Here is a 13,343-nt window from a genome sequence, read left to right on the forward strand (position 1 = left end):
TTCTCCTAGTTGGCGGTGGCGGTGGCGGTGGCGGTCGCGGCGGTGCGGCCGGTGATGGTGAGGAACACGTCGTCGAGATCAGGTGTGTGAACGGAGATCCCGGCGGCGTCGATGCGAGCCTGGTCGAGGGTGGCCAGGACGTCCCGGACGGCGCCGATGCCGGCGCCACCGGGTACCGCGAGGGTGTTCTCGCCCGGCGTGTCGATCGCCGACGGGAACTGCGCCCGTGCCCGCTCGAGGTCGTCGGCGTCGGTGAAGTCGATTCGGATGTACCCGCCCGGGACGAGTCGCTTCAGTTCCGCCGCCGTGCCCTCGGCCACGATTCGGCCTCGGTCGAGCACGGCGATCCGGTCGGCGAGATGGTCTGCCTCCTCGAGGTACTGCGTGGTGAGGAAGATGGTGGTGCCACCGGCGACGAGGCCGCGGACGGTGTCCCAGACCGCCCGGCGGGACCGTGGATCGAGGCCGGTCGTCGGCTCGTCGAGAAAGATGATCGACGGTTCGCCCACCAGTGTCATGGCCAGGTCGAGGCGTCTGGTCATGCCGCCGGAGTAGTCGGCGACCCGGCGGTCCGCGGCCTCGGTGAGGTCGAAGTCGTCGAGTAACCGGTCGACGCGTTCGCGGGTTGCGGTCTTCGAGAGGTGTCGCAACCGGGCGACCATGGTGAGGTTCTCGCGTCCGGTCAGCAACGTGTCGACCGCGGCGAACTGCCCGGTCAGGCCGATCTGTGCGCAGATCTCCGCGCGGTCGGTACGCGGATCGAGGCCGGCGATCTCCACGTCCCCGGCGTCCTGCTGCGACAACGTGGACAGGATCTTGACCGTGGTCGTCTTTCCCGAACCGTTGGGACCGAGTAGTGCGAACACGCTGCCGGCGGGTACCCGGAGATCGATGCCGTCGAGGACTGTGTGGTCGCCGAAGGACTTGGTGAGTCCCACCGCGCTGATGGCCGTTGGTGTCATGGTCGAGGCTCCTTGTATCGGTGGTGGTGGTGGTGGTGGTGGTGACGACTGCGGAACAGATAAAGACATGCGCATATATGCATGTTTTGGTAGACGAACGTCCCTGGTGGACGTCGCCGGAGGTTCTCGGTTGTTCTGGAAAGGGCTCTAGAAGGGCTGTCGGGAGGGGGTCACACGTCCAGGTCTTCGACCTCGGGTCGTAGGGCTGCCGCGGTTCGTGCGTAGAAACGTTCGGGCACAAGTGGTTTGAGTTGCTCGGCGGTGTCGACGATGTCGACGCGGTAGTCTCCCCAGTCGGGCAGGTCGGCGGTGAACAGACTGCGGACGCTGGGCAGTCCGGTCAGGTCCTTGAGCCAGTTACCGGTCTTCTGTCGATGTGTCACCCCGTAATTCGCCCAGTCGACGTGGTGGACCGCGAGGACGATCTTTCCGGTCCGGCCCTCGTAGGAGCTCAATTTGGTTGCGTTGCCGGTGGTCTCGTCGTACTCGGTCTCTTCGGCGAGGAGTCTGCCGAAGAACCGTTTGCGGCGGACGCCGTCGGGGCCGTCCCGGAGAACCACTTCCTCGTACCCGGCGTCGCGGTAGTCCGCTGCTCGTACGTAGGCGCGCAATGCCTCCACGACCGCGCCGGAGAGATTGCCTCCCGACACCTGTTGGGCGCGTTCGAGGACCTTGATGTCCTCGTCGGAGACGTAGATGGTCTTGTTCGGCATGCGCTAACTATGAGTAGATGTATACGTAGATGCAAGGGTGGTCTCGAAATATGTACGGCCGATGGTGGAGCGGCCAGCGGATGACGGTCGGAGGCTAGTCGCCCGTTCCGCCGCGGTTCTCACGCTCGGCGTCCTGCAGCGCGATCGCGCGGGCCAGCCGTGCGTACTTGACCTCTAGATCGCGGAATCGTAGGTAGGTCGACACCGTCGTGAACGCGAATGCGATGACCAACAGGAACAGCACCAGGTCGAGGCCGCGCTGGATGCCGATCTTGTTGGCGACCCACGTGACATCGTCCTGACGCAGCATCGCGTAGACGCCGAAGCCGATGAACGCGACGAACAGCAGCTTCACACCCGCCGAAGCGCGGGCGGTGCCGCGGTTCACGACGAAGAAGCCGACGAGCGCGATCAGGCCGAGGATCGCGAGGACCTGGAACCAGATCATCGTGACATCACTTCCTCATCCGCGTGTGGAACAGGCCGTCGGCGACGATGTTGACCCCGTTGATCAGCGACTGCCCCTTCGCCCGCGAATAGTCGGTGTAGAGGATCGTGACCGGTTGCTCGGCCACCCGCCACCGGTGATGATCGATGAGCGCGATGAACTCCGATGCGTGGCTCATCCCGCTCATCAAGAGATCGAGCTGATCGGCCACGGTCTTGTTGAAGGCCCGAAGTCCGTTGTGCGCGTCGGACAGTCCGAGGCGGCGTGTGCGCGGACTCAGGAACACGATGGTGCGCAACGCCATTCGGCGAAGAAGCGGAACCGACTCACTGCGACCGTCGGCGAACCGCGTCCCGACGATGATGTCGACGGGCTCGCGCCGCAGCCGCTCGATCATCGCCGACACGTCGTCGACCTGATGCTGCCCATCGGCATCGAAGGTCACGAAGAACCGGGCCCCCGGCCGGCGGCGCGCGTACTCGACGCCGGTCTGGATGGCGGCGCCCTGGCCGAGGTTCACGGGGTGCCGCACCAGGTGTACGCCCGCGGCGCGGATCTCGTCGGCCGAATTGTCCGAACTGCCGTCGTCGACGCAGACGATGTTGGGGAACGTCTCGCGGGCCTTGGTCGCCACCTCGCGGATCACCTGGCCCTCGTTGAAAACGGGTACCACCAGCCACACGTCGGCGTTGGTGGTGGGGTCGGCCATGGTCAACAACCCTAACCCGCATGCGCGTGGCGCCTGTCGTCCGGCACGCCTCGTGCGCGGCGGAGGCTTCGGACCCGGTTAGTCTTGTCCGGTGACGATCGACGTGATGATGCCGTTCTACGGCGACGTCGCCCAGTTTCAACAGGCCGTGACCAGTGTTCTCGAGCAGGACGACCCGGAGTTGCGCCTGGTGGTCGTCGACGATTGTCATCCCGATCCGACGCCGCGACGGTGGCTGGATTCGCTCGGGGATGCCCGGGTCCACTACCTGCGCAACGAGACCAACCTCGGCGTGAACGGGAACTTCCGGCGGTGCGTCGACCTGGTGACCGCCGACTGGTTCGTCGTCATGGGCTGCGACGACCTCATGCACCGGGACTACCTGTCCACCGTCCGAACGCTGGCCCGTCACCACCCCGACGCCGCGGTCATCGCGCCCGGCGTCGACGTCATCGATGAGAACGGGCAGCCCGTCACACCTCTGGGCGATCGGATCAAGTCGGTTCTCGCGCCGCCGCGGGCGACCGTTCTGGCAGGGGAACGGCTCGCGACGACGCTGTACCACGGCAACTGGACCTATTTCCCGTCCCTGCTGTGGCGGACCGCCGCGGTACGAGAGGTCGGGTTCCGTCCGGGACTGGAGATCGTCCTCGACCTTGCGCTGCTCGTGGACCTGGCCGGCGCCGGCGGATCGCTCGTCTACGACCCCGAGGTGGTCTTCTCCTACCGCAGGCACAGCGCCTCGGTGAGTTCGGTGCAGGCCGTCGACGGCCGGCGATTCGCCGAGGAGAACCGGTTCTTCGCCGAGGAAGCCGAGCGCTGCGCCGCGCGCGGCTGGCCGAAGGCGGCGCGCGCCGCGCGATGGCACGCCACTTCGCGGCTCAACCATCTCTCGGCCCGCGTGGGCGCGGGCATCGGCCGGCTGCGGGGTCCGTCCGGGAGCTAGGGGTGGGAGCTGCGGGGACCCTTCGTGACGCGCCCTCCGCAGGCTCCGGGCGCTCCTCAGGGAGCAGGGGGTGGGTCGCTCTTTCGGATGAGGGAGCAGGAGGTGGGTCGGTCAGGCCCGCAGTACCCCGACCAGATGCACTCCGAGACCGATGACCGGGCCGACGACGAGGGCGAGACAGGTCCGGGTCGCGACGTCGAACGGCAGTAGCAACACGGCCACGGCCACGAGGGTCGACACCCACCATCCGGCCGCGTACCAGCGGTGGGCGCCGGCGGCGATCGCGGCGGCGCCGGTCACCGTCAGCAGTGCCAGGCAGGTCGCCCCGAGTGTCAGCATCGCCACGACCAGCCCGTCGAGATCGAAATCGGCGCCGAACACCGACCTGAGCAACCACGGACCCACCAGCCACGCGCCGAGGACCCCCACGCCGCCGACGACCGCGACGATCCCGAGTGGCGTACCGAGGGAGGCGAGGCGACGATCCCGGCGGTCGACGAATCGGGAGATCAGAACGCCCTGAAAGCTGTTGAGCGGCACCAGCAGTGGTGCGCGGGTGAGGGTGACGGCGAGGACCAGCGCGCCGATCGTCCGGGTCTCGTCGGCGTCGGGCCCGCCGTGCAGATCGGTGGTCAGGTTGATGAGGACCGGAAAACCCATGACGAGTACGGCGCTCGCGGCGGCCGCGGCCATCGCGGTCAGGGTGTTGACCGCCAGACGCCGCGGCGGGATGTCGCCGGCGACGCCGATCGCGCGGCGGGCCGACGCCGACGTCGCAAGCAACACGCACCACGACACCGATCCGATGACGGTGACGACGAGGAACGCGGTGGTGCCCCAGCCGGCCGCCACCGCGATCCCGGCACCGGCGAGCCGGATCAGCGCATCGACCGACAGCAACGCCGCGAACGACGACCAGTTCAACCGTCCCGACAACGCGCCGCACAGGTGCGCGTACACCGCGAAGCTCGCCACGCCGACGGCGAGCAGCAGCACCGACAATCCGCGATCGTCGGTGAACACGCGCGCGCTCCACAGCGGTGACGTCGCGATGACGAGAACGGCCAGGCCCAGTCCGATGCCCGTGTTCACCAGCAGCGGCCGCGACCGGGCGTGCCCCTCCGACTCGGCGGTCCGGACCGCGCGCGTCGTCTCCTGCAGCTGGCCGTTCTGCGCGCCGGTAACCAGACCATAGGCAGCCCAGAACACCGCGAACACGCCATAACCGACGGCGCCGAGATGGCGGGCCGCCAGCAGCAGGACGATGTACCCCGACGCGGCCGCGACGCCGGTCGCGATCGTGACCCGTCCCAGCGACGCCGCATCGGTGTCACCGGGCGGGCTCGCGGGCCCCGCCTGAGGACCCGGCGTCGTCGGATCGGTTGTCATCGAACGAGTCAGGAAGGACCGGGGAACGGCGGCAGTTCGGGAGTGAACAGCCACTCGTCCCAGAGTCCCTTGAGCGGCTTCGACGAATGGGTCGCGGCGAGCGCCATGAAGTCCTCGGTGGTCACCGACCCGTAGCGGTACTTGTCGGTCCACCGTTGCAGCAGTGCGAAGAAATCCCCGTCACCGATGGTCAGCCGCAAGGCGTGCAGTGTGAGTGCGCCGCGCTTGTAGATCCAGTCGTCGAACATCTTGCGCGGACCCGGATCGGCGAGTGGCACACGCACCGGCGACGATTCGAGTTTCTGGTAGTAGTGGCGCGCCCACTCGTCGGCGCTTCGGCCGCCGGAGTGCTGGCTCCACAGCCACTCCGCGTAACAGGCGAAACCCTCGTGGAGCCAGATGTCTCGCCATCGGGCCGCGGTCACCGAGTTGCCGAACCACTGATGTGCCAGTTCGTGAGCGATCAGCCGCTCCGCGTGCCGGCTGCCGTCACAGTGGTTGGCGCCGAAGGTGGAGAAACTCTGTGCCTCGATGGGGATCTCGAGGTCGTCGTCGGTCACCACGACGGTGTACCGGGGGAATGGGTATGGTCCGAACATCTCGACGAACGCCGAGACCATCTCGGTCTGTCGGCCGAAGTCGACGCCGAAGTTCTCCTCGAGCCGCGCGGGAATGAGACCCGCGACCGGAATCGGCTTGGACGCCAACGAAATCTGTTTGTACTGACCGATCTGGATCGACGCCAGGTAGGTGGGCATCGGCTCCACCTGCTCGTAGACCCAGGTGGTGTGTGCGGCGCGGACACGCTTGGACTCCAGGACGCCGTTCGCCAGAGCGTGGTAGGGGCTGTCGGTGGTGATCGAGATCCGGTATGGCGCCTTGGCGCTCGGGTGGTCGTCGCACGGGAACCACGACGCCGCCCCGTTGGGCTGGTTCGCGCAGAGCGCGCCGTCGGTCAGTTCCTCCCAGCCGACCTCACCCCAAGGACCGCGGATCGGGTGGGGACTGCCGTGGTAGCGGACCGTGATGGTCATGGCACCACCCGGGGGGAGGGGACTGTCCGGGGTGATGGTCAGCTTGTGGCGGCGGTGGGAATAGCGGGCGCGCTTGTCGTTGACCGACACCCGCTGCACCGAGAGCGAGCCGGCCAGATCGAGGGTGAATCTCTTGAGCTCGGCGTACGACGTCGCGGTCAGGACCGCGGTGCCCTCGAGCCGATTGCTCGCCACCTTGTACTCGAGTTCCAGGTCGTATCGGGAGATCCGATAACCGAGATTGCCGTTGTCGGGCAGGTACGGGTCGAGGACGTCGGCGGGTGCTCCCAGCACGGGTTGCCCGGAGTTGCCTCGCGAACCCAGCCCAAACTTTCCCGGCACTCTCGACTCCTACTCCGTTCTGCCCCGGCGGGCCGACGTGCGGTGGTGCGCCTCGACGGGTCGCGTCGACGACGCGCTGCGACCGGTCACGAAGCGGTTGCGGTTGGGTGGTGATGTCTCGATTCGGCAGTTCACCCGCGACGGGGCGATGCTGTCCCGGACACTGAGAGAGTACCTGGCGGCGGCACAGCCGGCCCGCCCGATCGATTCGAGGAGTGCGGAATGAGCGGATTCGGTAGTGTGGCGCAGTTTCTCGCGCGCCTGATACTCGGCATCATCTTCATCGCCCACGGCTGGCAGAAGCTGTTCACGCAAGGCATGGACGCCACCAAGACGGCTTTCGGCCCCGGCGGGATGGACGTGCCGTACCCGGAGCTGGCGGCGTATTACGCCACCTGGGTCGAGCTGATCGGCGGCATCCTGCTGATCCTCGGGCTGCTGTTGCCGATCGTCGCGACCCTGCTGATCGCGGACATGATCGGCGCGATCGTGTTCGTGCACTGGGACGCCGGGTTCTGGAACATGGACGGCGGTTACGAGTGGCCGCTCGCACTGATCGCGGGGCTGCTGGCGGTCGGCTACACCTCGGCCGGCCGGATGGGTGCCGACAGCTACATCATGCGACGACGACGCCGCGACGTCGTCTGAGGCCTCAGGCGAAGGCCAGGCCGTCGATGGTGGCCGTACTCGTCGACACCGCACCGGTGTCGGCGAGGGCGGCCACCAGGCGTGCGATCGTCTCGCGTTCCTCGTCGGCGTGCCGGAGACCGACGCCGTCGATGAGGCCGGGTGAGAGCAGGGCGAGGGGATCGGTGTCGTGCCGGTGGATCACCGCCGCGCCGAGGAGACGCTGCGCCTGTCCGGGGTCGGAATCCCAGAGCGCATCGGCGGTGAGCAGGTACAGCCGCACGGCCGGTGGGTAGTCGTGGAGGTGCACGAGCGCCCAGGCCCAGTGTTTCGCGACATCGACCGTGTCGGACCCGGCCCGGCCGTGTGTGCGCACGTACTTGCCGTGCAACTCGCGACACAGGTGGCTCGCGTCGGACCACAGCATGAGATGCGACATACACCGGACGCAGTCGTGCAGGTTGGACAGGTACATCACCGAATACGGTCCCTCGCGGCGCGACCTGATCTCGCGGAGCACGGAGAACTCGGCCAGCGCGTGGTCGTATTCACCGGCCGAGAGCAGCGCCTGGGCCTCGGCCTGCATTTCCTCGATCACCCTCGACATTGTCGCCGATCCCGTACCCCGGCATCGGCGATTCGGCCGAAAGGGGCCGACCCCGGCCCGGTGACGACCCGCCGCGTCTCACCGCCCGGGGTCGTCCTGGCGCGACTTCCGGCGGACTGGCATCGTGGCAAGGATGAAGGACGACATCGGTAGTACCCCGGAGGGCTCGGACGGCGAGTACAGCCTGGACGAGGACGATCAGCTCCAGCCGGAGGACACTCTGGTCGACCGCGGCGTCGACGACGTCCTCGACGAGGGGTACTCGCCTCCCGACCGTGTGCCCAAGGGTGCCGTCCACGGGCTGACGTCACGCGAGCAGGCCGAGGGCGAGACGCTCGACGAGCGACTGGCCGAGGAGGAGCCCGACGTCGGGGCGGTCGACCCGCTCGATGAGATCACCGCCGAGGAGCGTTCCCGGACCGATTGGCGCGCACACGATTCCGACCGGGACGACGAGTTCGAGGAGGATGACGAGGTCGGGGACCGGCGTGCCGGTCGACTGATCGCGCCGGATGCCGGGTCGGGAATCGACACCGAGTCCGAGGCGTTCGCCGAGGACGCCGGGATCGACGGCGCCGGCGCCTCTGCCGAAGAGGCTGCCGTGCACTACATCTCCGACACCCCGGACTGATCGGCCGGATCAGGCCTCGTCGGCCCGGTCGGTCGACGGCAACCCTTCCAGCACCTGAGCCAGCGCGTCGACGATCGTCGCGCGGATGGCGTCGGCCGTGAGTCCCAGCCCGGTCATCACGTCGGCCAGTGCCGGGTCGGCGAAGAATCCGAGCAGGAGATGCTCGGTGCCGATGTAGTTGTGCCCGAGGTCGAGGGCGACACCGACGGTGGCCTCCAGGACGGCCTTGGCCGCATCGTCGTAAGGCACCACGCTGGTCGCCTCGTCGTCGGCGATCTCGCGCGTCGCGGGGATCAGCGGGGCGACGGCGGTGCGCCATGCGTCGATGCCGACGCCCAGCTCCTGCAGGACGACGAACACGAGGGACTTCGGTTCGGCGGTCAGGGATTGTGCGATGTGTGCCGGGGTCACGTGCTCGGCCCGGTCGGCGGCGGCGGCCGCGTTCGCGGTCATCAGCACGTTCGCCGCGCGCGGGGTGAAGCGCGAGAACGGGTTGTCCGCCGCCGCTGCCTCGGTCCCGCTCACCGGCGACACGCGATCGACGAAGCGTTTCTGAGCGGCTTGCTTGCTCACGCCCATGCTGGCGCCGATCGCGGTCCACGACGCCCCGGAACGACGGGCCTGGTCGACGAAGTGCCCGATGAGACTGTCTGCGACGTCGCCCAGGTGCTGCGCCGCGACCACGGCGTCGGACAACTGGTCCAGGGGGTCGGGATGGACCTTGCGGATCGCGCTGATGAGGTCGTCGAGGCGGAGTGGGATCGGGCTCTGTGTCATGCGTCAACCGTAGGTTGACGAACACGCGTCGTCAACCCCGTGTTGACGACTTGTCCGGGTGATTAGGGCCGCGTTCGTTGACAGAGACGGCGCGCGTCATGACGATGGATGCGGAGATCGGTGAAGTCGTCGTCGGTCACTCCAGTCCTTGCCACGGGAGGTCATATCCAGTGAGCATCACCGAACCGTCGGTTCGTCCCCAGTCCGCAGCCGCCCAGTCCGCGGCCACCCCGTCCGCGACGTCCCGGTCCGGAGAAGCCGCCGAGGTCCCGGCGCCCAGCGGCGTCGTCACCGACGTCGCGCGCCGCTTCCTCGATGTCCGGACCCTGACAGACACGCTGGCCGAACGGCTTTCGCCAGAGGACCAGACGCCCCAGTCGATGACCGAGGCCAGCCCGGCGAAATGGCATCGCGCACACGTCACCTGGTTCTTCGAGGAGTTCATCCTGCGGCAGGACCCCGCCTACACCGTCTACGACGAGACCTTTCGGTACCTGTTCAACAGTTACTACGAGGCAGTGGGAGAACGGCATCCACGACCGGATCGCGGCCTGGTCACCCGGCCGGGCGTCCGCGACGTGACCCGCTATCGCGAGCACGTCGACGCCGCGGTGGTGGACCGCCTCGAACGCGGCACTCTCGACGACGCCGCTCTCGAACTGGTCGAACTGGGCTGCAATCACGAGCAGCAGCACCAGGAACTGCTGCTCATGGACATCAAGCACCTGTTCTCCACGCATGCGTTCGGCCCGGTATACGTCGACCGCGAACCCGACGAACCGGGCATCGCAAAGCCGTTGGGCTGGCGGCAGTTCGACGGCGGCGTCGTCGAGGTCGGCGCGCTGGGCAGCGGGTTCTCCTATGACAACGAGGGGCCCCGGCACCGGGTCTACCTCGAGGACTTCGAGATCGCCGACCGGGTGGTGACCAACGCCGACTGGCTGGAGTTCATGGCCGACGACGGCTACCGCCGCGCCGAGTTCTGGCTGTCCGACGGGTGGGCGACGATTCGTGAGACCGGTTGGGAGGCGCCCGGATACTGGCGCGACGAGACCGGTGCCCGGTCGGTGGACCCCGCGGACTGGACGACGTACACCCTGTCGGGTCGCCGGCGCATCGTGCCGGACGAGCCCGTCCTGCATGTCTCCTTCTACGAGGCCGACGCCTTTGCGCGCTGGGCCGGTGCCCGTCTGCCCACGGAATTCGAGTGGGAGATCGCCGCGGGCTCACTGGGTGCCGAACGCGGTGCACTGCTCGATCCCGGCCGATGTCATCCCGGACGCGCCGGATCGGCGATGATCGGTGATGTGTGGGAATGGACGGCGAGCGCGTACCTGCCCTATCCCGGCTTCGTTCCCGCCAACGGTGCGGTGGGTGAGTACAACGGGAAGTTCATGTCCGATCAGCACGTGCTCCGCGGGGCGAGCGCGGTGACCCCCGCTGGACACGAACGGCTGACGTATCGCAACTTCTTCCCGGCGGAGTCGCGCTGGGTCTTCTCGGGACTACGGCTGGCACGATGAGCCTCGACAGCGACACCCCGGTGGAGACCGCCACCGAGGGCCTTGCCGCAGACGCACTCTCGGGGCTGTGGCAGCAGCCGCCGGTCCTGCCGACCAAGTGGCTCTACGACGAACGCGGCAGCAAGCTGTTCGACGAGATCACGCGGTTGCCCGAGTACTACCCGACGCGCCGCGAAACCGCGATCCTGCGGGGACGGTCGGCCGAGATCGCCTCGACCACCCGGGCCGAGGTGATCGTCGAACTCGGGTCGGGCACGTCGACCAAGACTCGTCTGCTGCTCGACGCGTTCGTGGACGCGGCGGCCGACGGCGAGCGTCCGACGTACGTGCCCGTCGACGTCAGCACCGAGATGCTCACGGCGACAGCCGATGTCCTCGCGGTCGATTACCCCGGGATCGACGTGGTGCCCGTGGTCGCCGATTTCACCGAACCCGACCTGGATCTGCCGCCCGCCGACGGGCCCCGCCTGGCGGTGTTCCTCGGCGGCACCATCGGCAACTTCGATCCAGCCGCGCGGGCGGAGTTCTATCGCGCCATGGTCGGCTCGCTCTCGCCGGGCGACTACTTCCTCCTGGGCACCGATCTCGTCAAGGACACCGGCCGACTCGTCGCCGCCTACGACGACAGCGCCGGTGTCACCGCGGATTTCAACCGGAACATGATCGAGGTACTTCGCGCCGGCCTCGACGCGCGCGGACTGTACACCGACGATTTCGAGCACATCGCCCGCTGGAATCCGGGCGAGCACCGTATCGAGATGTGGTTACGCGCCCGACGCGACGTCGACGCGTACTTCGGCGTCCTGGGCCGGTCGTGGCGGGTGCCCGCGGGAACCGAGATCCACACCGAGATCAGCACCAAGTTCGAACCCGAGGCGCTCGCATCCGAACTCGAGTCGGCCGGACTGACTGTCGTGTCCGCGTGGACCGATCCCGCAGGCGACTTCCAACTCACCCTGACCCGACGCTGAGCAGTTCGCGCACGCGCGGGATGACCTGGGTGCCGTAGAGCTCGATGCTGCGCATGAGTTCGGCGTGGCCGAGCGTGCCGTGGGAGTACTTCAAGTCGAACCGGCTGAGGCCGAGTGCCCGCACGGTGGAGGCGATCTTGGCCGCCACCGTCTCGGGGGACCCGACGTAGAGCGAGCCACCCGGTCCGGTCGACCGCTCGAACTCGATGCGAGTCGGCGGGGGCCATCCGCGTTCGCGGCCGATCCGCCCGACGTACTCGCGGTAGTGCGGCCACAACTCCTCGCGTGCCTGGGCGTCGGTGTCGGCGACATGGCCCGGCGAGTGCACGCCGACGGGCAGGGGGGACTTGTCCATCTCCCGCAGGGCGCGGTGGTAGAGATCGACGTACGGCTGGAACCGCAGCGGGTCGCCGCCGATGATCGCCAGCATGAGCGGTAGGCCGTACGACGCGGCGCGGACCACCGACTCGGGGCTGCCGCCGACCGCGATCCAGGTCGGCAGGGGCGGGTTCTCGAGTTCGGGGTAGACGGTCTGGGCCTGCAGGGGGCCGCGCGTGGAACCCGACCAGGACACCGGCCGGCCGGTGCGGAGTTCGGCGAACAGGGCGAGCTTGTCGCTGAACAACTCCTCGTAGTCGGCGAGGTCGTATCCGAACAGTGGGAAGGACTCGGTGAACGACCCACGGCCGAGTATCACCTCCGCTCGTCCGGAGGACAGCGCGTCGACGGTCGAGAATCGCTGGAACACCCGGATCGGATCGTCGGAACTGAGCACGGTGACCGCCGAACCGAGCCGCATCCGTGTGGTGCGTGCCGCGATGGCGCCCAGCACGACCTCGGGAGCCGACACCGCGTAGTCGTCGCGATGATGCTCACCGACACCGAGGAAGTCGACGCCCACCTCGTCGGCGAGAACACCCTGCTCGAGAAGGTCCCGCAGTGTCCGGGCGCCCGAGCGGAGCGCGCCGTCGGGTTCGGCGGTGATGTCGCCGAACGTGTCGAGCCCGAGCTCGACGTCGGTGACTGCAGCGTGAGATTCCATGTCGCCCTTCGTGAGTATGTGGTTCTGCGGGTGAGACCGGGGATTCGGCGCCCGCGAGGGTCCGTTCACACCATTTCACGGACATCTTTCATGTTCGTCGAGGTGGCGGGCATCACGCTGTGCGATGCTCTTATCGGCAACCTGCTCAGCGGAAACAAGATTCTTCTAGACAAGGGAGACACCCCGATGTGGGATTCATTCTGGGACTTCATCTGGTACACGATCGTCATCTTCGCCTTCGTCGCGTACCTGATCGTCCTGTGGCACATCATCAGCGACCTGTTCCGGGACAAGGCGGCGTCGGGTTGGCAGAAGGCGGCATGGGTGGTCTTGTTGATCATCTTCCCGTACATCACCGCGATCGTGTACCTGCTCGCCAAGGGCAAGGGAATGGCCGAGCGTCAGCGTGAGGCCTACAGCGAGGCGAAGCAGGCCTCCGACGAGTACATCAGGTCGGTTGCCGGCGCCACGCCGACCCAGCAGATCGCCGACGCGAAGAACCTGCTCGACTCCGGTGCGATCACACCCCAGGAGTTCGAGCACTTGAAGAGCAAGGCTCTCGGCACAGCGGTCTGAGTCCTTCTTAGATGACGTGACGGGCGGCGGCGTTGCAGACGCCGTC

At 67.7% G+C, this 13,343-nt stretch carries 15 protein-coding genes; 6 read left to right on the forward strand and 9 right to left on the reverse strand.

Features of this window, described 5'->3' with window-relative positions:
* Positions 1–5 precede the first annotated feature (5 nt).
* The 4 genes from AC3B6C_RS10415 to AC3B6C_RS10430 all read right to left on the reverse strand — a co-directional run bounded on the left by AC3B6C_RS10415 (position 6) and on the right by AC3B6C_RS10430 (position 2,832).
* Complete coding sequence (locus AC3B6C_RS10415) at positions 6–962, reverse strand: ABC transporter ATP-binding protein (RefSeq protein WP_488375930.1); 957 nt, start codon at positions 960–962, stop codon at positions 6–8.
* 170 nt (positions 963–1,132) lie between these two features.
* Complete coding sequence (locus tag AC3B6C_RS10420) at positions 1,133–1,675, reverse strand: EXLDI protein (protein WP_055476986.1); 543 nt, start codon at positions 1,673–1,675, stop codon at positions 1,133–1,135.
* 94 nt (positions 1,676–1,769) lie between these two features.
* On the reverse strand, positions 1,770–2,123 hold the full coding sequence (locus AC3B6C_RS10425) for a DUF2304 domain-containing protein (protein ID WP_010844816.1): 354 nt from the start codon (positions 2,121–2,123) through the stop codon (positions 1,770–1,772).
* 7 nt (positions 2,124–2,130) lie between these two features.
* Complete coding sequence (locus tag AC3B6C_RS10430) at positions 2,131–2,832, reverse strand: glycosyltransferase family 2 protein (protein WP_010844817.1); 702 nt, start codon at positions 2,830–2,832, stop codon at positions 2,131–2,133.
* A gap of 91 nt (positions 2,833–2,923) precedes the next feature.
* Here AC3B6C_RS10430 and AC3B6C_RS10435 point away from each other — a divergent pair, with 91 nt between their 5' ends.
* Positions 2,924–3,778 carry a glycosyltransferase family 2 protein gene (locus tag AC3B6C_RS10435; protein WP_488375931.1) on the forward strand — a complete coding sequence of 285 codons (855 nt, stop codon included), beginning with the start codon at positions 2,924–2,926 and terminating at the stop codon, positions 3,776–3,778.
* Positions 3,779–3,889: 111 nt separating this feature from the next.
* On the opposite strand, the gene AC3B6C_RS10440 is transcribed toward AC3B6C_RS10435, so the two are convergent.
* Positions 3,890–5,167, reverse strand: a complete 1,278-nt coding sequence (locus AC3B6C_RS10440; RefSeq protein ID WP_488375932.1) for a polysaccharide biosynthesis protein — start codon at positions 5,165–5,167, stop codon at positions 3,890–3,892.
* 8 nt (positions 5,168–5,175) lie between these two features.
* A complete protein-coding gene (locus AC3B6C_RS10445) occupies positions 5,176–6,543 on the reverse strand; it encodes a M1 family metallopeptidase (RefSeq protein WP_014925191.1) in 1,368 nt (455 codons plus the stop codon).
* A 222-nt stretch (positions 6,544–6,765) separates the two neighbouring features.
* On the opposite strand from AC3B6C_RS10445, the gene AC3B6C_RS10450 reads away from it, so the two are divergent.
* The gene (locus AC3B6C_RS10450; protein ID WP_010844821.1) at positions 6,766–7,191 is read left to right on the forward strand and encodes a DoxX family protein; all 426 of its coding nucleotides are present in this window, start codon (positions 6,766–6,768) and stop codon (positions 7,189–7,191) included.
* A 4-nt stretch (positions 7,192–7,195) separates the two neighbouring features.
* Here AC3B6C_RS10450 and AC3B6C_RS10455 read toward each other — a convergent pair whose 3' ends face one another.
* Positions 7,196–7,777, reverse strand: a complete 582-nt coding sequence (locus AC3B6C_RS10455; RefSeq protein ID WP_197282825.1) for a hypothetical protein — start codon at positions 7,775–7,777, stop codon at positions 7,196–7,198.
* 133 nt (positions 7,778–7,910) lie between these two features.
* Here AC3B6C_RS10455 and AC3B6C_RS10460 point away from each other — a divergent pair, with 133 nt between their 5' ends.
* Positions 7,911–8,408: a DUF5709 domain-containing protein gene (locus AC3B6C_RS10460; RefSeq protein ID WP_014925193.1), complete on the forward strand. Its 498-nt coding sequence runs from the start codon at positions 7,911–7,913 to the stop codon at positions 8,406–8,408.
* Positions 8,409–8,417: 9 nt separating this feature from the next.
* Here AC3B6C_RS10460 and AC3B6C_RS10465 read toward each other — a convergent pair whose 3' ends face one another.
* Positions 8,418–9,185, reverse strand: coding sequence for a Clp protease N-terminal domain-containing protein (locus AC3B6C_RS10465; RefSeq protein WP_488375933.1), 768 nt, complete (start codon positions 9,183–9,185; stop codon positions 8,418–8,420).
* A 170-nt stretch (positions 9,186–9,355) separates the two neighbouring features.
* Here AC3B6C_RS10465 and egtB point away from each other — a divergent pair, with 170 nt between their 5' ends.
* Positions 9,356–10,708 carry an ergothioneine biosynthesis protein EgtB gene (egtB, locus tag AC3B6C_RS10470; RefSeq protein WP_488375935.1) on the forward strand — a complete coding sequence of 451 codons (1,353 nt, stop codon included), beginning with the start codon at positions 9,356–9,358 and terminating at the stop codon, positions 10,706–10,708.
* A complete protein-coding gene (gene egtD / locus AC3B6C_RS10475; RefSeq protein WP_488375936.1) occupies positions 10,705–11,679 on the forward strand; it encodes an L-histidine N(alpha)-methyltransferase in 975 nt (324 codons plus the stop codon). The genes egtB and egtD overlap by 4 nt, the downstream gene beginning before the upstream one ends.
* Here egtD and AC3B6C_RS10480 read toward each other — a convergent pair.
* Complete coding sequence (locus AC3B6C_RS10480) at positions 11,660–12,721, reverse strand: LLM class flavin-dependent oxidoreductase (RefSeq protein ID WP_010844827.1); 1,062 nt, start codon at positions 12,719–12,721, stop codon at positions 11,660–11,662. The two genes, egtD and AC3B6C_RS10480, sit on opposite strands and share 20 nt — an antisense overlap.
* A gap of 186 nt (positions 12,722–12,907) precedes the next feature.
* On the opposite strand from AC3B6C_RS10480, the gene AC3B6C_RS10485 reads away from it, so the two are divergent.
* The gene (locus AC3B6C_RS10485) at positions 12,908–13,297 is read left to right on the forward strand and encodes an SHOCT domain-containing protein (RefSeq protein WP_014925197.1); all 390 of its coding nucleotides are present in this window, start codon (positions 12,908–12,910) and stop codon (positions 13,295–13,297) included.
* Positions 13,298–13,343 lie beyond the last annotated feature (46 nt).

The organism is Gordonia sp. 11cp (assembly GCF_057767225.1).

Coding starts and splice junctions, on each gene's coding strand:
- AC3B6C_RS10425 (WP_010844816.1), bottom strand. CDS start 2,123: ATGATCTGGTTCCAGGTCCTCGCGATCCTCGGCCTGATCGCGCTCGTC.
- AC3B6C_RS10480 (WP_010844827.1), bottom strand. CDS start 12,721: ATGGAATCTCACGCTGCAGTCACCGACGTCGAGCTCGGGCTCGACACG.
- AC3B6C_RS10440 (WP_488375932.1), bottom strand. CDS start 5,167: ATGACAACCGATCCGACGACGCCGGGTCCTCAGGCGGGGCCCGCGAGC.
- AC3B6C_RS10450 (WP_010844821.1), top strand. CDS start 6,766: ATGAGCGGATTCGGTAGTGTGGCGCAGTTTCTCGCGCGCCTGATACTC.
- AC3B6C_RS10485 (WP_014925197.1), top strand. CDS start 12,908: ATGTGGGATTCATTCTGGGACTTCATCTGGTACACGATCGTCATCTTC.
- AC3B6C_RS10430 (WP_010844817.1), bottom strand. CDS start 2,832: ATGGCCGACCCCACCACCAACGCCGACGTGTGGCTGGTGGTACCCGTT.
- egtD (WP_488375936.1), top strand. CDS start 10,705: ATGAGCCTCGACAGCGACACCCCGGTGGAGACCGCCACCGAGGGCCTT.
- AC3B6C_RS10465 (WP_488375933.1), bottom strand. CDS start 9,185: ATGACACAGAGCCCGATCCCACTCCGCCTCGACGACCTCATCAGCGCG.
- AC3B6C_RS10460 (WP_014925193.1), top strand. CDS start 7,911: ATGAAGGACGACATCGGTAGTACCCCGGAGGGCTCGGACGGCGAGTAC.
- AC3B6C_RS10455 (WP_197282825.1), bottom strand. CDS start 7,777: ATGTCGAGGGTGATCGAGGAAATGCAGGCCGAGGCCCAGGCGCTGCTC.
- AC3B6C_RS10420 (WP_055476986.1), bottom strand. CDS start 1,675: ATGCCGAACAAGACCATCTACGTCTCCGACGAGGACATCAAGGTCCTC.
- AC3B6C_RS10415 (WP_488375930.1), bottom strand. CDS start 962: ATGACACCAACGGCCATCAGCGCGGTGGGACTCACCAAGTCCTTCGGC.